Here is a 19,226-nt window from a genome sequence, read left to right as displayed (position 1 = left end):
GCGGCCGCGGATCACCCGCGCGCCGGCGAGCGGGTGATCCGCGGCAGGAGGCCGGTGGGGCTCAGGCCGAGCAGGTCAGCCCGTCGGTCAGCGCCGCGAGGTTGTCCCGCATGACGTCCAGGTAGTCCCGCTCGTCGTCCTCCGCCAGACCCTCCAGCGGGTCGAGCACCGCGGTCGCCACGCCCAGGTCGTCGGCGAGGGTCTGCGTCACCTTGGGGCTGGTCAGCGTCTCGAAGAACAGCGTGCGCACGCCCTCGGCCTCGACGGTCGCGGCGACGTCGCGCAGGCGCGCGGGCGAGGGCTCGACCTCGGGGTCGATCCCGCTGAGGCCGACCTGGTGCAGCCCGTACCGCTGGGCCAGGTAGCCGAACGCCTCGTGCGAGGCGACGAGCGTCGCGCCCCGGCAGGCGGCGAGCCCGGCCTCGAGCTCCGCGTCGAGCGCGTCCAGGTCGGCGACCAGCGCGTCCGCCCCCGCGGCGAAGTCGCCGGCGTGCTCGGGGTCGACCTCGGCGAGCGTGTCGGCGACCTGGTGCGCGACGTCGGCGAGCCGGGTCGGGTCGAGCCAGAAGTGCGGGTCCAGGCTGTCGCCGGTGCCGGGCTCGACGCCGTCGGGCGCGACCTCGAGCGCGGCGGCCTCCGCGGTGTCGACGACGTGGGCGGGCGAGGTGGAGGCGACGGCCTCGTCGGTCGCGGCCTGGAAGCCCGACAGGTACACCACGACGTCGGCGTCGCCGACGCGCGCGACCGAGGCCGGCGACAGCTCCAGGTCGTGCGACTCGCCACCCGGCGGGGTCAGCGAGGTGACGGCGACGTGCTCGCCGCCGACGCGCTCGGCGACGAACTGCAGCGGGTAGAACGCGGCGACGACGTCGTGCGGGGCGTCCGCGTCGTCGCCGGCGGGGGAGCAGGCCGTGAGCGCGGCGCCGGCCAGCCCGAGAGCGAGCGCGGAGGTCAGGGTGCGGGTCGTGCGGGTCGTGCGGGGCACAGCGGTCCTTCCGGGTGGGCGCGAGTGGAGCGTCCTGCCCGGCACGCGCGGCGTGTCCGGGCAGAACGCTCCACTCGAGGAGGTGCGGGGCGGCAGGGCGGGCGTCAGCCCTCGGCGCCCTCGTCCTCGTGCGCGTGCTCGTCCTCGTCGTGGGCGTGCTCGTCCTCCTCGTGGGCGTGCTCGTCCTCGTGGGCGTGCTCGTCCTCGGCGTGGTCGTGGCCGCCGTGCTCGGCGACGGCGCCGGAGACGCCCGTGAGCTCGTTCGGCGTGACCTCGAGGTCGCCGCTCAGCCAGACCTCGCCGGTCTCGACGTCGACCGCGTGCAGCGAGTTGGTGCTCGGGTCGGAGATGTACGCCGAGCCGTCCAGCACGGTGATGGCCGGGCGCGGCTCCTGCCAGACCTCGGACTCCTCCCAGGCGTCGATCACGGGGATCGAGCGGACCAGGGTCGCCGTCTCGGGGTCGATGACGTGCAGCTGGCCGTCGGTGCCGAGCACCAGGGCCTCGCCGGCGTCGCCGCGGGCGAGCGAGCGGAAGGTGTAGGACGACGGCAGGTCGACCAGGCGCATCGACGCGTCGCGGGTGTCGATGATCGAGACGCGGGTCGGGCGCTCGAGGTCCGCGTCCGGGTCGGACTTGTAGTCGCCGAGCACGAACGGGCTGGCCTCGGAGCCGGCCTGGTTGCCGATCCGGCCGTACGCGTCGGGCGCGGTGATCTTGGTCAGCTGGCCGCCGGCGTACACCACGGCGCCGTCCTCGCAGCCGATGACGACGGCCTCGTCGGCGGCCACGGCCTCGCCGTGCACGCCGGGGCAGGTGTCGAGCGCCGCGATCTCGGTGTTCTCGGCGTCGAGGACGCGGACGCCGGTGCGCTCGTCCTCGGTGCCCTCGGAGACGACCAGGGTGCCGTCGGTCAGCTCGACCGCGACGCCGTGGTGCGCCGACGGGGTGGTGTACTCCCGCGCCTCGGCGTCCAGGTCGGTCAGCGCGTCGGAGTCGACGACCGTGATCTGCCCGGTGCCGTCGTCGAACAGGGCGGTGCGGCCCTTGTGCCTCACGACGTGGCCGGGGGTCTCGGCCGGCCACAGCACGTCGGTGAGCACCGGGTCGGACGTGTACGAGTGCGTGTGGTCGCCGTGCGGCTGCGTCCAGGTGCCGGCGTCCAGCACCTGGAACCCGCCCGTGGTCGAGACCATCACGTGCCGGTTGTCGCCGGCCGGGTTGAGCCGGTTGAAGCCCTCCAGCTCGATGTCGGAGACGACCTCGAGGGTGTCGGCGTCGAGCACCTGGATGCCGCCGTCGTAGGCGAGGGCGAGGCGCGGCTTCGCGGTGGCGACCTCGGTGGCCGCGGGGGCGGTCGTGGTCTCCTCGGCGGTGGCGGACGGCTCGGCGGCGGCGTCGCCGGAGGTGCCGCAGGCGGCGAGCAGCGCGGCGGTCAGACCGAGGCCGAGCGCGCCGGAGACGCGGCGGCGGGTGGGGGTGGGAAGGCTCATGCGGGGGTCGGCGGCCGCGGGCGCACTCCTGCCCCGGGCGCCGTCTCCTCTCCGGTCGCGGGTCGGTTGATCAGCACGGTCACGCTAACACAACTGATACCCAGTCTCATTACCGCGTCGGCTTGCACCGGGGCGCACCGCCGCCGCGCCCGCGCGGCCCGGGCCGGCCCGGCTCGGTAGCCTCGGCGGCGGGCGTGCTCCCGCACCGGCGGGCGCGCCGGAGGCACGGAGGGGCGGAGCGCATGGACCTGCTGCTGATCGGGGTGATCGGCGCCGTCGCGGTCGTCGCCGTCACCGCCCTGGCGCCCCGGGTCGGGGTCGCCGCCCCGCTGCTGCTCGTGGCGCTCGGCGTCGGGATCAGCCTGCTGCCGGCCGTGCCGGCGGTCGAGATCGAGCCCGAGTGGATCCTCGGCGGCGTCCTGCCGCCGCTGCTGTACGCCACGTCGGTGTCCGTGCCGACCATGGACTTCCGGCGCGACCTCACGGCGATCAGCGGGCTGTCGGTGCTCCTGGTCGTGGCGACGTCGGTCGTGCTCGGCCTGCTGTTCTCCTGGATCGTCCCCGACATCACGCTGGCGACCGGCATCGCGCTGGGCGCGGTGCTGAGCCCGACCGACGCCGTGGCGACGTCGATCGTCCGCAGGTCCGGCGTCAGCCCGCGCATCGTCACCGTGCTCGAGGGCGAGAGCCTGCTCAACGACGCGTCCGCGCTCGTGCTGCTGCGCTCCGCGATCGTCGCCACGGCGGCCTCCGTGACGCTGTGGGAGGTGGCGACCGACTTCGTGTTCGCGGTCGTGGTGGCCGTGCTGATCGGCGGCCTGGTCGGCAAGGTCAGCCTGTGGGTGCGCACCCGGGTGGCGGACCCGCACCTCACGACGGCGATCTCGTTCATCGTGCCGTTCGTCGCGTACATCCCGGCGGAGCACCTGGGCGCGTCCGGGCTGGTCGCCACGGTGGCGGCGGGCCTGGTCGCGGGATCGGGGAGCGTACGGCTGCGACCGCAGGACCGGATCGCCGAGGCGGCGAACTGGCGGACGCTCGAGCTGCTGCTCGAGGGCGCGGTGTTCCTGGTCATGGGCCTGGAGCTGTACGGCCTGGTCGCCGAGGTGCGGGAGGACCACGGTCACCTGTGGGTGGCGGTCGGGCTCGGGGCGCTCGCGGCCGTGGTGGTGCTCGCGGTGCGCTCGGTCTACGTGGCCTACCTGCTGCACCGCCTGTCCCGGCGCGCGCGGCGCGGTGTGACAGTGCGCGGCTACCTCGCGGCGCTCAACGACCGCGCCGAGCTCGGGTCGCTCACCCGCGAGGACCTGGCCGCGCGCCGCGTCCCGGGCGCCCCGCCGGCGGGCGCCGCCCCGCGGGCGACCACCGCGCCGGTGCCGGCCGCGACGGTGCGCACCACCCTGGGCCGACGCCGGCCCCGCCTCGGCCGGGACGACGCCCCCGAGGCGCGCGGCCGGCGGCTGCGGTACCGGATCACCCGGCGGATCGCGGACATCGACTACCTGCAGGCGGAGCGCCTCGGTCCGCGCGAGGGCGCGGTGCTGGTCTGGGCGGGCATGCGCGGCGTCGTGACGCTGGCCGCCGCGCAGTCGCTCCCGCGGGACACGCCGCACCGGGCGCTGCTCCTGCTGGTCGCCTTCGTGGTGGCGGCGGGCACGCTGCTGGTCCAGGGCGGCACGCTCGGCTGGCTCGTGCGCCGGCTCGGCCTGGCCCGCGACGGGTCCGACGACCGCGCCGAGGTGGACCGGCTCGTGGGGGAGATGGCGACCGCCGCGGCGGCGCTGCTCGGCGACCCGGACCTGCGCCGCCCGGACGGCGGCGCGTACGACCCGGAGGTGCTGGCGAAGGCGCGCCGGATCGCCGAGCGGCAGGGCGGGGAGGTCGACGAGGACGAGGCCGCCGCGGAGGACCGCGCGTCGGCCGCCGCGCAGGTGCGGGAGCTGCGGCTGGCGGTGCTCGACGCGCAGCGCGAGGCACTGCTGCGCGTGCGCGACCTCGGCACGGCGAGCTCGGGGGCGCTCACCGAGGCGCTGCGGGTGCTGGACGCGGACCAGATCAGCCTGGAGCTGCGCGGGCGGGACTAGCCGACCTCCCCGAGCCTGTCGCCCACGCGGGTGCGTCGGTCTCGGCCGTGCTCGCCGAGATGCGCGACGACGAGCGGTACTGAGGGTGGCGTTGTACTACTACGACACCTCGGCGCTGGCGAAGCTGGTCGTCGCCGAGGCGGAGTCCGCCGCGCTCCGGGCGGTCATGCTCGAGGCGGTCAACGTGTCGAGCGACCTGGCGCGGACCGAGCTGGTGCGAGCCGTCCGGCGTGCCGTGCCGGACCGCGTGCCGCTCGCGCACGACGTGCTCACCGCGCTCGATCTCGTCGCGCTCACGCCGGAGGTGATGGACGCGGCGGGGCGGCTCGGGCCGGACGCGCTGCGGTCGCCGGACGCGGTGCACGTCGCCGCCGCCCTGACGCTCGGGGACGAGCTCGACGCCCTGGTCACCTATGACGACCGCATGGCCGAAGCGGCGACGCGCACGGGGCTGCACGTGCTCGCCCCGGGGCGGGACTGAGCGTCCCGCCCGCGGTGCGCCGGCTCAGCCGACCGGGCCGCCCCGCGCGTCCAGCATGTCCTGCAGCGCGGTGAGCTCGCGCTCCTGGGACGTCACGATGTTCCGCGCCAGCGCCACCACCTGCGGGCGCTGCGCGTGCTCGACGGCGTACTCGGCCATCTCCACGCCGCCCCGGTGGTGCGGGATCATCAGCTGCAGGAACAGCCGGTCGGCCTCGGCCCCGGTGGCGTCGGTCAGGCGCGCGAGGTCCGCGCGGGACACCCACCCCGGCATCGCGGCGTAGCCGGCCGCCCCGCCGTCGGCCGACGACGTCGCGGCGCCGTGGGCGTGCTCCGTCCCCACCATCCAGGCCATGGGCGGGCGGGACGCCGCGGCCGGCAGCCCCCACGTCGACAGCCAGCCCGCCATCTGCCCGATCTGGTTCTGCTGGGTCAGCAGGATGTCGAGCGCGACCGTCCGCACCTCCTCGTCCGTGCTCCGGTCCCGGACCAGCACGGCGAGGTCGACCGCCTGCGCGTGGTGCGCCTGCATGTCGCGGGCGAAGCCGGCGTCGACCGATCCGTCGGACGCGGCGGTCAGCACGGGCTGGCGGGCGAGCAGCGCCCCGGCGAGCGCACCGAGCGCGAGCGCCGCGACGACCACCACGGCGAGCACGACGCGCCCGTGGCCCCGGCCCGCGGGTGCGGGACCGGGCGCCACGGGCGCGTCGGCCTGCGGGTCCTGCGACGTCACGCGGGCGTGCCCACGCCGCTCGAGCACGGCGCGCCGACCTCGGCGAGCTCCGGGTTGAGCAGGTACTTCTGGATGAAGATCGGCAGCCGCTCGTCGTCGACCGAGTCGACCTTGAGCTGGTAGCCCCAGGCGCTGACGGCGACGGGGGTGTCGATGCCCTCGTACGGGGAGACGATCACGTACGACTGGTTGTCGGCGAACGCCTCCAGCGCCGCGACGTCCTCGGCGGGCAGCGACGGGTCGTAGGTGACCCACACGGCGCCGTGCTCGAGCGAGTGCACCGCGTTCTCGTTCGGGACCGGCTCGGAGTAGACGCCGCAGTTCAGCCACGCGGCGTTGTGGTCGCCGCCGGCCGGCGGGTCCTGCGCGTAGTCGACGGAGGTGGTGACGTGGTTGAACGTCAGGCCGTCGAACGACTCGACACCGTCGATCTCGGCGTCGGCCTGCGCCTCGAGCGCGGCCTTGTCGCGGCCGGCGTCGACGATCACCCAGGCGCTGACGCCGACGAGGGCGAGCACCAGCACGCCGGCGATCGAGCCGATCCAGAGGGCGCGGCCGCGCTCCTTCTTCTTCTGCTCGGCTCGGACGGCGGCCAGGCGGGCCTGGCGCTCGGCCGCGGTGGGACGGCGGTCGGGCATGGGGGTAGCTCCTCGGGTCGGTCGGCGCGGCCGGGGGCCGGTCGGTCGGTCCGGCGACAATACTTGAAGGGTCTACTAATTGACAGGGGCCACCGCGCGGAGCCGCGCGTCCAGCACCTCCGCCGGGCCCGGGCGACCCAGCGCCCAGCCCTGCGCCGCGTCGCAGCCCAGGCCCCGGAGCAGCGCGAGCGTGCGCTCGTCCTCCACCCCCTCCGCGACGACCCGCATGCCCAGGGCGTGCCCGAGGTCCACGGTCGAGCGGAGGATCTCCGCGCACACGCGGTCCTCGACGGCGGGGGCGACGAACGCGCGGTCCACCTTGAGCACGGAGAACGGCAGGCCCCGCAGGTAGTCCAGCGAGCCGTAGCCGACGCCGTAGTCGTCCACGGCGAGGTGGACGCCGCAGGCGTCGAGCGCGCGCAGGGTGCGCCCGGCCTGGGCGGCGTCGCGCATCGCCATCGTCTCGGTGACCTCCAGGCCGAGCGCGTCGGCCGGCAGCCCGTGCCGACGCAGGGCGTCCCGCACGTCCGCCACCAGCCGCGGGTCGTCCAGATCGTGCGCGGAGACGTTGACGGACACCGCGAACCCCGCCGACCCGGCCGCGCGCCACCGCGCGCACTGCGCCAGCGCGACGTCGAGCACGTGCAGCGTCACGGGTCGGACCAGCCCGGTGCGCTCGGCGGCGGGGACGAACGCGTCCGGCCCCAGCAGCCCGTGCTCGGGGTGCTGCCAGCGGACGAGCGCCTCCGCGCCCTCCACGCGGCCGCCCGCGACGGACACCAGGGGCTGGAAGTGCACGACCAGCTCGCCGTCGGCGGCTGCGGCGGGCAGCCGCCGCAGCAGGTCGGCCTCGCGCGGGCGCGGCGCGGGGGCGCCGGCGCGCGGGCTCGGCACGAGGCCCGGCGCGGCGGACGGCGTCGCGTCGACCGCGACCCGGTCGTCCCGGCGGCGTGCGGCGGCGAGCGCGGCGTCGGCCCGCGCGACCAGCTCGTCCGCTGCGGCCGGGCGGGCCGCCGCCACCGCGACCCCCGCCAGCGGTCGGACGGGCAGGTCGAGGCCTCGCACGGGCACCGGCGCCGCGAGCCCGGCCACGAGCGTCCGCGCCAGCGCCTCCGCGGCGTCCGGACCGGCCACGTCCAGCGCGACCGCGAACACCTCCCGGCCGAGGCGCGCCGGGGTGGCGGCGGGACCCGCCTCGCGCCGGAGCGCGACCCCGACCTCGCGGAGCAGGTCGTCGGACACGACGTGCCCGAGCGTCTCCGCGGCGTCGCGGTAGCCGTCGAGGGCCACCAGCAGCACCGCCGGGACGGTGCCCGCCGGGGCGTCCCCGGGGCCGGCGGCGAGCCGGCGCGCGAGCCCCGTCGCGTTCGCGAGCCCGGTGAGCGGGTCCGTGACGGCGAGGTGCTCCAGGCGGGTGTTCTGCCGCTGCAGCGCTCGCAGCACCCCGATGAACCGCAGCAGGAACGCGGCGATCACGGCGGTGGCGGCGAGGCACACCTCGACGAGGTGGACGGGACCGCCCCCGAGCGTCTCGACGGCGAGGGTCCCGGGCAGCACGCACACCGACACGGCGACCAGCACCAGGTACCGGGTGCTCAGGTCGCCCTCCTCCCGCGGCGGCGCGACCTGCCCGGCCGAGGCGTGCCGCGCCGCCGCCGCCAGCAGCACGTAGCCGGCGAGCCACAGGCTGTCGACCAGGTGGACGCGCTCCTCGAGCGGGGGCCAGCCCGGGGCCAGCAGGAACAGCTCGTCGGCGACGAGGATCGCCAGGACGCCCCAGATCGACAGCCGCAGTGCCGGCGGGCGGGCGCCCGACGCGGTCGCGGCCCGGGCCAGCACCAGCAGCAGCACGGCGTCCCCCGCCGGGTACGCCGCGCCGACCGCCGTGCCGAGCGGGTCGTCGTGCCAGCCGGCGAGCGTGGGCTCCAGGACGAGCACCCACAGGACCAGCAGCGCGCCGCTGGTCACGAGGAACGCGTCGAGCAGCCAGGTGGGACGGCGCCCGCGGGGCGCCGGGAACGCGCGGACGAGACCCACGGCGAGCAGCGGGTACGACGCCACGTACGCGATGTCGGCGACCGAGGGGAACGGCTCGACGCCGAGCCCGCGCTCCAGCACGGTCCACGCCAGGTCGCCCAGCACCCACGCGGCCAGGCCGAGTGCGAGCAGCTGCCACGCGCGCCGCTGCGGCCCCGCGATCCGCGCCGCGGCCCGGGCGGCCCGGGCCGCGCAGACGGCGCCCACCGCCACGTAGAGCACGTCCCGGACCGTCCCCGCGGGCAGCGCGGCGTGCACCAGGAGCGCGGCGACGACGACCGCGAGCCGGACGAGGGAGGCACGCTGGAGCACGAGGTCCTGATCGGCACCCCGTCCCCGTCCTTGACCCGTCAGGGGGGTGGACCTCGCGCGGGGCGCCGCCGGGCGCGTCACCCCGCCTGTGGGTAGGGTCACGGCCCGGGGGGTGAGGCATGGGCGAGACCGCGGGACCGGCGGCGGACGAGGCACGACGCGTGGCGGCGCTGCGCGAGCTCGACGTCCTCGACACGCCCGCCGAGGAGCGGTTCGACCGCGTGACCCGGCTCGCCCAGCAGCTGTTCGGCGTGCAGATGGCGTTCGTCTCGCTCGTCGACACCGACCGGCTGTACCTCAAGTCCCACCAGGGCACGACCCTCACGCAGGCGCCCCGCGACGGGATGTTCTGCGCCGTCGCGATCGAGCGGCCCGAGACCCTGGTGGTCCCGGACGCCGGGCTCGACCCGCGGTTCGCCGGCCGGCCGTTCGTGACGGGCGACCCCAGGATCCGGTTCTACGCCGGCCGGCCGCTGGCGGCGGCGGGCGGCGAGCGGGTCGGCACGCTGTGCCTGATGGACCGGCGGCCGCGCGAGTTCACCGCCGAGGACGAGGCGCTGCTGTCCGACCTCGCGGCGTGGGTCGAGAAGGAGCTCGCGGCGGACGCCGAGCTGGGCCGCGCGGCCGAGGTGCAGCGCGGGCTGCTCCCGCACGCGCCGCCCGACGTGCCCGGCTGGGACCTGGCCGGCGCCTGCCTGCCGGCCCACGGGGTCGGCGGCGACTTCTACGACTGGCAGGCGACGCCCGGCCGCCTCGTCGTCACCCTGGCCGACGTGATGGACCGCGGCCTCGGCGCCGCGATCATCGCCGCCACCGTGCGGTCGGTGCTGCGCGGCGTCGGGCGGCACGAGGACGTGGGGCCCGCCGTGGAGCTCGCCGAGCGCGTGCTCGAGCCGGACCTGGACCGCGCCGGCGCCTTCGTCACGGCGTTCCACGCCGCGCTCGACCCGGCGACCGGCGTGCTCCGGTACACGGACGCCGGGCACGGCCTCGCGGTGGTGCGGTCCGCCGACGGCGCCGTGCGGCGGCTGCCCGCGCAGGGCCCCCCGCTCGGGGTGGTCGTCGGCGTGCCGCGGCTGGCGGCCGAGACGACGCTCGCGCCGGGGGACACGCTGGCGGTCGTCAGCGACGGCCTGCTGGAGCGGGGCGACCGGGCGCTGGACCCGGAGGACGTGCTGGCGGGGCCGCTCGGCGCGGCCACGTCGGCGGCGGACGCCGTGGACCGCGTGCTCGCGGCCGCGGCGGCGACGACGGATCGTGCCGACGACATGACGGTCGTGGTGCTGCGGAGGGGAGACGCATGAGGCAGCAGCTGGTGCTGCGGGTGGTCGTGGTGCTCACGCTGGTGCTGGGCGTGAACTACATCGCCTGGCGGTGGCTCGAGTCGGTCAACTGGTCGGCGTGGTGGATCGCCGTGCCGCTCGTGATCGCCGAGACGTACTCGCTGGTCGACGTCGCGCTGTTCGGCACGACGATGTGGCGGGCACGCCGCCGCGACGACCCGCCGCCGCCCCCGCGGGACCTCACGGTGGACGTGTTCGTCACGACGTACAACGAGCCGGTGGAGCTGGTGATGCGCACCGCCGAGGCCGCGCGGGACATCGCCTACCCGCACCGGACCTGGGTGCTCGACGACGGCTCGCGGCCCGAGCTGGCCGCCGCGGCGCGCGCCGCGGGCGTCGGGTACATCGAGCGGTCGGAGGACTGGACCGACCGGCCCCGGCACGCGAAGGCCGGGAACCTCAACAACGCGCTGTTCGCCACCGAGGGCGAGTTCCTCCTGATCCTCGACGCCGACCAGATCCCCGAGCCGGAGATCCTCGACCGGGTCCTCGGGTACTTCGCCGACCCGGGCGTCGCGCTCGTGCAGACGCCCCAGTTCTTCACCAACGTGACCGGGGCGGACCCGCTCGGCAGCCAGGCGCCGCTGTTCTACGGCCCGATCCAGCAGGGCAAGGACGGCTGGAACGCCGCGTTCTTCTGCGGGTCGAACGCCGTGCTGCGCCGCGACGCCCTGATGCAGCTCGGGCTCGTCGGCTACGTCCGGGAGACCGAGCGCTCCGTGCGCGAGGCGCTGCACGCGTCCCGCCGGCTGCTCGCCCGCGCGCAGCGCTCCGCGCCCGACGCGGAGCAGGCCGCGGTGCTGCACGAGGTGCAGCAGGCCGCCGCGCGGGCGCTCGCGGCCCTGGACGCGGGCGAGCCGCTGTCGGACGTCACCTACGGCTTCCAGCGCGAGGTCGACGCGATCTCGGCGCAGGTCGTCGCCCGGGACGTCGCGAGCATCCAGGACGACCTCGCCGCGATCGCGGCCCTGCCGATCGCCCGGGACGACGAGATCGGCGCCGTCGTGGTCGACGAGCCCGCCCTCGCCCGGCTGGCGGACCGGGAGTGGTCCCCGCTCGGCGCGATCGAGTCCGTGCAGGCCCTGGTGCGCGCCGTCGACGTCGACCGGTCCTCGGAGGCGCAGGCGGTCATGCCGGTGGCCACCCTGTCGGTCACCGAGGACATGGCGACGGCGATGCGGCTGCACGCGCTCGGCTGGCGGACCGTCTACCACCACGAGAGCCTCGCGCACGGGCTCGCGCCCGAGGACCTGGGCACGATGATGACCCAGCGGCTGCGCTGGGCCCAGGGCACCATGCAGGTGATGCTCAAGGAGAACCCGCTGGGCGTGCGGGGCCTGAAGGTCGGGCAGAAGCTCATGTACTTCGCGACGATGTGGTCGTACCTGTCGGGCTTCGCCGCGCTGGTCTACCTGGCCGCCCCGATCATCTTCCTGTGCTTCGGCGTCCTGCCCGTCACGGCCTGGACCGTCGACTTCTTCGCGCGGTTCATCCCGTTCTTCCTGGCCAGCCAGCTGCTGTTCCTGGTGGCGGCCCGGGGCGTGAAGACCTGGCGCGGGCAGCAGTACGCGCTCGCGCTGTTCCCCGTGTGGATCAAGGCCGTGTGGACCGCCGTGGCCAACGTGTGGTTCGGTCGGCCCCTCGGGTTCGCCGTGACGCCGAAGGTGCGGCCGGACGGCTCCCCGAGCCAGTGGCGGCTCGTGTGGCCCCAGCTGCTCGCGATGGGGCTGCTCGTGGTCGCGGCGCTCATCGGCATCGTCCGGCAGTCGATGGGGCTGGCGTGGTGGGTCGGCACGGCGGTCAACCTGGTCTGGGTGGTGTACGACCTGGTGGTGCTGAGCGTCGTGGTCCAGGCGCTGCGCTACCGCGGGTTCACCGGGCCCGAGGCCACCCCGCCCGCGAGCGCACGGCGCCGGGGGATCGCATGACGACGAGGAGGAACCGATGGAGCTGACGACCGACCAGCGCGAGGGCGTGGCGGTGCTGCACGTGACGGGCCGGCTGACGATGGCCGCCGCGGGCGAGCTCAAGGCGGCGGTGGACCGGGAGGTCGCCGCGGGCCGGACGCTCGTGGTGGTCGACCTCGGGGACACCGCGTTCCTCGACTCGTCCGGGCTGGGCGCGCTCGTGGGCGGCCTGCGGTCCGCGCGGGCGGCCGGCGGCGACCTGCGGATCGCCCGGGTGGGCGCGCAGGTCCGCACCGTGCTCGAGCTCACGACGATGGACCGGGTGCTTCGCCCCTACGCCGACGTCGAGGACGCGGTCGGTGACCGCCGCTGAGGGGGCCGTCGAGCTCCGCGTCGACGGCCCCGCGGAGCCCGGGTGGCTCGACGAGGTGCACGGGGCGTTCGAGCGGCTGTGGGGCGCCGCGCCCGGCGTGCCCGAGCTCGACCGGATGCGGTTCGAGACGGCGGTGATCGAGATCGCCACCAACATCGTCCGGCACACCACCCCGGTGGGACCCGGACCGGTGGAGGCGACCGTCCTGCTGCGCGCCCGCGCGCCGCGGCTCGAGGCCGAGCTGTCGGACACCGGTGCGCCGGTGCGCGTCGACCTGGACCCGGCGCCCGTCGACGACCTCGCGGAGAGCGGCCGGGGCATCGCGCTGGTCCTGCGGGCGGTCGACAGCCTGAGCCTGGCGCGCGAGGGCGGCCGGAACACCTGGCGGCTCGCGCGCGACTGGTCCTGACGCGCCCCGGGGCGCGTCCGGGCCGGCCGTGCGCCCTCCGGGGCGGGTGACGTACCGTCGACCCGATGGCCACCGACACCTCGCACCGGGAAGCAGACAGGGTCGCCGCCCTGCACCGCCTCGGCGTGCTCGACACCCCGCCGGAGGACCGGTTCGACCGGGTCGTCCGGCTCGCCCGCCAGCTGTTCGGCGTCTCCACCGCGATCGTCTCGCTCGTCGACCGCGACGTCGTCGTGCACAAGGCGATGGCCGGCTTCGACGAGCCGCGGGTGGCCCGCGAGGACTCGTTCTGCGGCACGACCGTGCTGGCCGACCGGATGATGGTCGTGCCGGACGCGGCCCGCGACGAGCGGTTCCGCGACAAGCCGTTCGTGGTCGGCGACGGCGGGCTCCGGTTCTACGCCGGGCAGCCGCTGGTCGCCCCCGGGGGCTACCGGGTGGGCACCCTGTGCATCGCCGACCAGCAGCCGCGCGACTTCGACGCCGACAGCGCGGCGCTGCTGCGGGACCTGGCCGCGTGGGTCGAGAAGGAGCTCGTGATCGACTCCGAGCTCGAGCGCGCCGCGCAGGTGCAGGCGGGCCTGCTGCCACGGTCCGCCCCGCACGTGCCCGGGTACGAGGTCGCCGGCGCCTGCCTGCCGAGCCGGGCCGTCGGCGGCGACTTCTACGACTGGACGGCCACCGACGGCGGGCTCGTGCTGAGCCTCGTCGACGTGATGGGCAAGGGCGCGGGCGCGGGCATCATGGCCGCGTCGATCCGGGCCGTGCTCCGCGGCTCCGCGCACGGGACCGACGTCGCGCAGTCGCTGCTGTACGCCGGTGCGATCCTGCACTCCGACCTGTCCGGCGCCGGGGTGTTCGCCACCGCGTTCCACGCCGCGCTCGACGCCGCTACCGGGGACCTGCGCTACGCCGACGCCGGCCACGGGCTCACCGTGGTGGTGCGCGCGGACGGCACGGACGAGCGGCTCGAGGCCACCGGCCTGCCGCTGGGCGTGCTCGACGAGGAGGCCCGCGAGGAGCGCACCGTCCGGCTCGGGCCCGGGGACCTCCTGGTGACGTTCTCCGACGGGGTGCTCGACCTGCTCGACGGCACGCTGGCGGGCGTCCGGCCGCTGGTCGAGGCGGTGCGCGGGGCCGGGACGGCCGACGACGCCGTCGAGGCCGTGCTGCGCCTGGCCGCCCGCGTCGCCGAGCGGCCGGACGACATCACGGTCGTGGCGGTGCGCCGGGCGGGCTGACCCCGCCGCGGATCCCGTGCGCGTCAGGCGCGCGGGGGGACCGGGTGCAGCACGACGTCGTGCAGCGCCCCGCCCTCGGCCCGCGCCGTGAGGAAGGTGCCCGTCGGCTGCCGGCGGCGGTCGGTGGGCGAGCCCGGGTTGAGCAGGCGGAGGCCGCCCGGCGCGACCGTGTCCCACGGGATGTGGCTGTGCCCGAAGACCAGCACGTCGGCGTCCGGGTACGCCGCGGCGCAGCGCGCCTCCCGGCCGGTCGCCTGGCCGGTCTCGTGCACCACCGCGAACCGCAGCCCGCCGAGCTCGGCCCGCGCCACCTCGGGCAGCCGGGCGCGCAGGTCGGCGCCGTCGTTGTTCCCCCAGCAGCCCACCACCCGGCGGGCGCGGGCCTCGAGCGCGTCCAGCAGGGCGACGTCCACCCAGTCGCCGGCGTGCAGCACCACGTCGGCGGCGTCGACCGCGTCCCAGACGACCGGCGGCAGGTCGCGGGCGCGGCGGGGGACGTGGGTGTCGGCGAGGAGCAGCAGGTGCACCGGGGCCTCCGGGTGTGGCGCGGGAACGGGTCAGGCGGCGCGGCGGAGCGCGACGACGGTGAGGTCGTCGTCGGCGGGGTGCCGCGGGTCGACGAGCTGCAGCACGGCCTCGGCGGCCTCCTCGGCGGTGTCCGTGCCGCGCAGCGCGCGCCCGACCTGGTCCAGGTCGCCCAGCGAGCCGCCCAGCGCGTCGAGCACGCCGTCCGAGAACGTCACCAGGACGTCGCCGGGGTCCAGGCGGGTGCGGGCGCTGACCCGGGCGGGCCCGGGGGCGATGCCGAGCGGCAGCCCGGTCGCCGACAGGCGCCGCGCCGCGCCGTCGGCGCCGACGATCAGCGACAGGCCGTGGCCGGCGTCGGTGTAGGACACGGTGCCGTCCGCCGCGTCCACGTAGGCCCGGAACATCGTGACGAACGCGCCCGCGTTCGCCAGGTCCGCGGTCATCGCGCGCTCGGTGGCGGCGAGCGTGCCGGCCACGTCGTGCAGCGCGGGCTGCGCGTGCAGCACCGAGCGGGTCGTCGCCGCGAGGATGGCCGCGGCCGGGCCCTTGCCCATCACGTCCGCGAGCGTGAGCACCAGGCCGTCGGCGACCGCCTGCCAGTCGTAGAAGTCGCCGCCCACCGAGCCCGCCGGGACGAACCGCGCCGCGAGGTCGAGCCCGGGCACGTCCAGCGCCAGGGAGGGCAGCAGGCTGGCCTGCACCTGGGCCGCGCGGCGGAGCTCGGTGCGCTCGGCGGTGACGTCCCGCAGCACGGTCACCGCGCCGCCGCCCGACGCGGACGGCAGGGGCGTCGCGGAGAAGGTGACGATCCGGGGCTCCGTGGCGCCGGGCACCCGGACCAGGAGGTCGGCGTCCCGCACCTGCTCGCCCGCGAGCGCCCGGCGGAACGGCAGCTCGGCCTCCGGGACCGCGGTGCCGTCCATCCGCGCGAGGTGCGCCAGGTCCTCGTCGCCCGGACCGGTGTCGGGCCGGCCGGTGAGCAGCAGCCCGGCGGTCGGGTTCCGGACCACGACGCGGCCGGCGCCGTCGACCACCCGGACGCCCTCGGACATCGTGTCCACGACCGTCGTCAGCAGCGTCGCCTGCGCCTGGGCGCGGTCCCGCGCCGCCTGCAGGTCCGCCACGAGGCGGAGCCGCTCGTCCCGGGCGATCGCCAGCGCGAGCCCGATCACCGTGATCAGGCCGACGTAGAGCTGCGCGACGCCGACCTGCGCCGTCGCGTCGGGCAGGTCGGAGAACGGCCCGGTGCCCCCGAGGGTGAGCTGGATGGCGACGTACCCGCAGAGCGTGGTGTGCAGGACGACCGAGCGGCTCGGCAGCCGGGAGCCCGCCCACACCGTCAGCCCGATCAGCGGGAACACCACCGCCACCCAGTCGATCTCCACGAACCACACGACGTACAGCGCCGGGGCGAGCAGCAGGGCCGCGAGGTAGTCGGCGGGCTTGCCGTCGGTCCACCACGCGAGGCGCTCGGGCGCGGTGCGCCGGGACGCGCGCTGGTGCAGCCACGCCCCGATCGTGAAGCCCAGCGTCCCGATGCCGACGATCGACACGGTGTTCCGCGCGCACCAGAGCAGCGCCGTCTCCCAGGTCCACGGGCCGCCGCCGACGACCACCGCGAGCTCCACCAGCGGCGCGGACGCCACCGAGCTGAGGGCGGCGCCCAGCACGAACCACCACAGGTCGGCCACGCGGCGCAGCTGCTGCCGCCCTCGGGCGGCCCACACGTACGGGGCGCGCCGGGCCAGCACCCAGGTGCAGACCACGGCCTGCACGGTCGCCGCGCCGGCGCCGATGACGGCCGTCCAGACCGAGGCGCCGGTGGCCGCGACCACCGCGCCGGTCGACAGGGCGAGCACGAGCGGGTCCAGCCAGGGCCACGGGCGGCGGGCGCGGGCGACCAGCCACAGCACCGACACGCCGGCCGCCGGCCAGACCAGGCTCACGTCGGCGCCGGCGACCAGGGTCGACCTGCCGAGCAGCGACGCGGCGACGTTCAGCGCCGCGAACACGAGGACGACGCGCACGTCGCGCGCCCCCGGCCGCCGCGCGCGGGCGGCCTGCGGCTCCGTCGTCACCCGTCCCCCTCGGCTGTCGGCCCCGTCCTGACCAGCAGGTTACGTGGCCGCGAGCCGCACCGCCCGCCTCGCCGCGCGGCGAGCGGTCCAGGGACCTCGGTCCCGGTGTGACGGGTCAGACACCCCGGGGACACCATCGCCGACCGGTCGGTCGGTGTTGACTCGTCGGGGCCGCGTCGTGCGGCCCGGGAGATCGAGACGAGGAGTGACGCGGTATGGCGCGGTTCGACGGCAAGGTGGCCCTGGTGACGGGTGGCGGCAGCGGGATCGGGGAGGCCGTGGCGCAGCGCCTGGCCGCCGAGGGGGCGTCCGTCGTCGTCACCGACATCCGCCTCGAGGCGGCGCAGCGCGTGGCCGACGAGATCGCCGCCGGCGGCGGCACCGCGGCCGCGTTCCAGCAGGACACCGCCGACGCGGACAGCTCGCGCGCGGCGGTCGACTTCGCGGTCGCGACCTACGGCGCGCTGCACCTCGCGGTGAACAACGCCGGCATCGCCGCCCGGAACCAGCTGCCGACCGGCGAGCTCGACCTCGACGCGGACTGGCGCCGGGTCATCGACATCAACCTCAACGGCGTCCTGTACGGCCTGCACGCCGAGCTGCCCGCCATCGAGGCCGCCGGCGGCGGCGCGGTCGTCAACATGGCGTCGATGCACGCCCTCGTCGCCGCGCCCGGAAACTCCGCGTACGTCGCGTCCAAGCACGCGATCAACGGCCTCACCAAGAACGCCGCCGTCGAGTACGGCACCCGCGGCGTCCGCGTGAACGCCGTCGCGCCCGGCAACATCTGGACGCCGCTGATGGCGCAGCTGCCCCAGGAGCAGGTCGACGCCATCACCGCGAAGCACCCGATCGGGCGGATCGGCCGGCCGGACGAGGTCGCCGCGCTCGTCGCCTTCCTGCTCAGCGACGAGGCGTCGTTCATCACGGGCAGCCTGCACCAGGTGGACGGCGGCTACCCCGCGGTCTGACGCGGTTCCCCCGGGTCCGACGCAGCGACCCCGCGGTCCGACGCGGGTCGCCGCGCCGGTCGCGGCCCCCGGCGGGACCGGGTCACCGGCCGGGGCGGGGTCGCCCGCCGGGTCACCCGGTCCCGACGGGACCTTCGTCCCGGGCATGCCGTAGCGTCGGCGCCGTGGACCCGTCCGTGCAGCGCGCGCTCGTCGTGGGGCGCCTGCTCGGCGTCGCGACGACCGTGCTCGCGCTCGGGTCCGGCGCCCACGTGCTCGCCGGCGGGCACGCGCCGTCCGCGGGGCCGCTCGCGCTGATCGGGGCGCTCGTCCTGGTCGGCGCCGCCGCGCTCGCGCGCCGTCCGCTCACCGCGCGGGTCCTGCTGCCCGCCGCCGTCGCCGGCCAGCTCGGCGTGCACGCCGCGCTCACCTGGCTCGCCCCGGTCGGGGTCGGCCCGGTCGCGAGCGGCGCGCACGCGGGGCACGCGGGCGTGGCGGCACCGGCGGCCGGTGCGGCGGGACCCGTCGAGGCGCTCGCCGGCACCGAGCCGCACGGCCCCGGCGGGCTCATGCTCGCCGCGCACGTCGCCGCGATGGCGGCCACCGTGCTCGTGCTCGCCGCCACCGACCGCGGCGTCCTCGCGCTGGCCCGCCGCTGGTCGGCGCTCCTGCCCGCGCTCGCCGGTGCGCTGCCCGCGCCGGTGGCCGCGCGGCCCCGCCCCGTCGCCCCCGCGGTCGCCGGGCCGCGCCCGCTGCCGGCCCTGCGCGGCGGGGTCGCCCGGCGCGGGCCACCCCTGGGGACCCGCCCCCGCGTGGCCTGAGGCCCCGCACGCCGACCGGCGGCGCGGGGTGGGGCCGCGCGTCCCCGCGCGCCCGGCGCGCCGCCGCGATCGTCCGGCGGTGCCGCGGGCGTGCCCCCACGCACCCCAGGAGAACCACCGTGTCCGCAACCCCCCGCACCCTCGCCCGCGCATCGGCCGGCGCCGCGCTCGCCGCATCGCTCGTCCTCGGCTCCGCCGCCGCGGCGTCCGCGCACGTCCGCGTCGTCCCGGAGACCACCGCCGCCGGCGGCTGGACCGTGCTGACCTTCCGCGTGCCCAACGAGTCGCCCACGTCGGCGACGACCCGGGTGACCGTCGACCTCCCGACGGACACCCCGCTGACGTCCGTCTCCACCCAGCCCGTCCCGGGCTGGACCGCGACCGTCGAGCGCGGCGACCTGCCCGAGCCGGTCGAGGTGGACGGCGCCACGATCACCGAGGCCCCGCTGAGCGTGACCTGGACCGCCGACGGCGCCGGCATCGGCGACGGCGAGTTCCAGCAGTTCGCCCTGTCCGTCGGCCCGCTGCCCGCGGCCGGCACCGAGCTGGTGCTGCCCGCGCACCAGGAGTACGCCGACGGCGAGGTCGTCGACTGGGACCAGGTCGCCGAGGGCGACGCCGAGCCGGACCAGCCGGCGCCGACCTTCACGACGACCGAGGCCGCGGCCGCCGGGCACGGGGCTGCGGCGGACGACGCGGCGGCCGAGGACGTGGCGGCGGACGACGACGTGGCCGCCCCGGCCGGCTCCGACGACGGCGGGGCGCTGCCCGTCGTGCTCGGCGGCCTCGGGCTCGCGGCGGGCGTCGCGGCGCT

General features: G+C 76.9%; 17 protein-coding genes. 10 read left to right on the top strand and 7 right to left on the bottom strand.

The annotated features are described in order from the left end of the window. Positions 1 to 61: 61 nt before the first annotated feature. Both Cpa01nite_RS08640 and aztD read right to left on the bottom strand, forming a co-directional pair. A complete protein-coding gene (locus tag Cpa01nite_RS08640) occupies positions 62 to 985 on the bottom strand; it encodes a metal ABC transporter substrate-binding protein (RefSeq protein WP_203668360.1) in 924 nt (307 codons plus the stop codon). 104 nt (positions 986 to 1,089) lie between these two features. After that, positions 1,090 to 2,478, bottom strand: a complete 1,389-nt coding sequence (gene aztD, locus Cpa01nite_RS08635) for a zinc metallochaperone AztD (protein WP_203668359.1) — start codon at positions 2,476 to 2,478, stop codon at positions 1,090 to 1,092. Between the two features lie 242 nt (positions 2,479 to 2,720). Here aztD and Cpa01nite_RS08630 point away from each other — a divergent pair, with 242 nt between their 5' ends. Both Cpa01nite_RS08630 and Cpa01nite_RS08625 read left to right on the top strand, forming a co-directional pair. Then, the gene (locus tag Cpa01nite_RS08630) at positions 2,721 to 4,562 is read left to right on the top strand and encodes a cation:proton antiporter (RefSeq protein ID WP_203668358.1); all 1,842 of its coding nucleotides are present in this window, start codon (positions 2,721 to 2,723) and stop codon (positions 4,560 to 4,562) included. A gap of 85 nt (positions 4,563 to 4,647) precedes the next feature. Further along, a complete protein-coding gene (locus tag Cpa01nite_RS08625) occupies positions 4,648 to 5,043 on the top strand; it encodes a type II toxin-antitoxin system VapC family toxin (protein ID WP_239068636.1) in 396 nt (131 codons plus the stop codon). Positions 5,044 to 5,067: 24 nt separating this feature from the next. Here Cpa01nite_RS08625 and Cpa01nite_RS08620 read toward each other — a convergent pair whose 3' ends face one another. From Cpa01nite_RS08620 to Cpa01nite_RS08610, 3 genes are all read right to left on the bottom strand, one after another. Then, complete coding sequence (locus Cpa01nite_RS08620) at positions 5,068 to 5,775, bottom strand: DUF305 domain-containing protein (RefSeq protein WP_203668357.1); 708 nt, start codon at positions 5,773 to 5,775, stop codon at positions 5,068 to 5,070. Then, positions 5,772 to 6,413, bottom strand: coding sequence for a thioredoxin-like domain-containing protein (locus Cpa01nite_RS08615; protein ID WP_203668356.1), 642 nt, complete (start codon positions 6,411 to 6,413; stop codon positions 5,772 to 5,774). Before Cpa01nite_RS08615 ends, Cpa01nite_RS08620 begins: the two co-directional genes overlap by 4 nt. A 75-nt stretch (positions 6,414 to 6,488) precedes the next feature. Next, positions 6,489 to 8,762 (bottom strand): putative bifunctional diguanylate cyclase/phosphodiesterase, encoded by a 2,274-nt coding sequence (locus tag Cpa01nite_RS08610; protein WP_203668355.1) that lies wholly within the window; start codon positions 8,760 to 8,762, stop codon positions 6,489 to 6,491. A 119-nt stretch (positions 8,763 to 8,881) separates the two neighbouring features. Between Cpa01nite_RS08610 and Cpa01nite_RS08605 the strand changes: the two genes are divergently transcribed. The 5 genes from Cpa01nite_RS08605 to Cpa01nite_RS08585 all read left to right on the top strand — a co-directional run bounded on the left by Cpa01nite_RS08605 (position 8,882) and on the right by Cpa01nite_RS08585 (position 14,035). After that, positions 8,882 to 10,066, top strand: coding sequence for a PP2C family protein-serine/threonine phosphatase (locus Cpa01nite_RS08605; protein ID WP_203668354.1), 1,185 nt, complete (start codon positions 8,882 to 8,884; stop codon positions 10,064 to 10,066). Then, the gene (locus tag Cpa01nite_RS08600) at positions 10,063 to 12,033 is read left to right on the top strand and encodes a glycosyltransferase (protein WP_203668353.1); all 1,971 of its coding nucleotides are present in this window, start codon (positions 10,063 to 10,065) and stop codon (positions 12,031 to 12,033) included. The genes Cpa01nite_RS08605 and Cpa01nite_RS08600 overlap by 4 nt, the downstream gene beginning before the upstream one ends. Positions 12,034 to 12,049: 16 nt before the next feature. After that, on the top strand, positions 12,050 to 12,385 hold the full coding sequence (locus Cpa01nite_RS08595; protein ID WP_203668352.1) for an STAS domain-containing protein: 336 nt from the start codon (positions 12,050 to 12,052) through the stop codon (positions 12,383 to 12,385). Continuing rightward, positions 12,372 to 12,794, top strand: a complete 423-nt coding sequence (locus tag Cpa01nite_RS08590) for an ATP-binding protein (protein WP_203668351.1) — start codon at positions 12,372 to 12,374, stop codon at positions 12,792 to 12,794. The genes Cpa01nite_RS08595 and Cpa01nite_RS08590 overlap by 14 nt, the downstream gene beginning before the upstream one ends. 65 nt (positions 12,795 to 12,859) lie before the next feature. Further along, positions 12,860 to 14,035 (top strand): PP2C family protein-serine/threonine phosphatase, encoded by a 1,176-nt coding sequence (locus Cpa01nite_RS08585; RefSeq protein WP_203668350.1) that lies wholly within the window; start codon positions 12,860 to 12,862, stop codon positions 14,033 to 14,035. A 23-nt stretch (positions 14,036 to 14,058) separates the two neighbouring features. On the opposite strand, the gene Cpa01nite_RS08580 is transcribed toward Cpa01nite_RS08585, so the two are convergent. Continuing rightward, positions 14,059 to 14,562 (bottom strand): metallophosphoesterase family protein, encoded by a 504-nt coding sequence (locus tag Cpa01nite_RS08580; RefSeq protein ID WP_203668349.1) that lies wholly within the window; start codon positions 14,560 to 14,562, stop codon positions 14,059 to 14,061. A gap of 30 nt (positions 14,563 to 14,592) precedes the next feature. Next, positions 14,593 to 16,641, bottom strand: coding sequence for a SpoIIE family protein phosphatase (locus tag Cpa01nite_RS08575; protein WP_203668348.1), 2,049 nt, complete (start codon positions 16,639 to 16,641; stop codon positions 14,593 to 14,595). Positions 16,642 to 16,856: 215 nt separating this feature from the next. Between Cpa01nite_RS08575 and Cpa01nite_RS08570 the strand changes: the two genes are divergently transcribed. From Cpa01nite_RS08570 to Cpa01nite_RS08560, 3 genes are all read left to right on the top strand, one after another. Further along, positions 16,857 to 17,612 (top strand): SDR family NAD(P)-dependent oxidoreductase, encoded by a 756-nt coding sequence (locus Cpa01nite_RS08570; protein WP_203668347.1) that lies wholly within the window; start codon positions 16,857 to 16,859, stop codon positions 17,610 to 17,612. 164 nt (positions 17,613 to 17,776) lie between these two features. Further along, positions 17,777 to 18,412 (top strand): hypothetical protein, encoded by a 636-nt coding sequence (locus Cpa01nite_RS08565; protein ID WP_203668346.1) that lies wholly within the window; start codon positions 17,777 to 17,779, stop codon positions 18,410 to 18,412. A gap of 119 nt (positions 18,413 to 18,531) precedes the next feature. Beyond that, a partial coding sequence (locus tag Cpa01nite_RS08560; protein ID WP_203668345.1) for a YcnI family copper-binding membrane protein occupies positions 18,532 to 19,226 on the top strand: 695 nt, incomplete at its 3' end.

Origin of the sequence: Cellulomonas pakistanensis, from assembly GCF_016862755.1 — a bacterium.
GTDB lineage: Bacteria > Actinomycetota > Actinomycetes > Actinomycetales > Cellulomonadaceae > Cellulomonas > Cellulomonas pakistanensis.
Note: the sequence above shows the minus strand (reverse complement) of the source record. Positions and strands in the feature narration are given on the sequence as shown.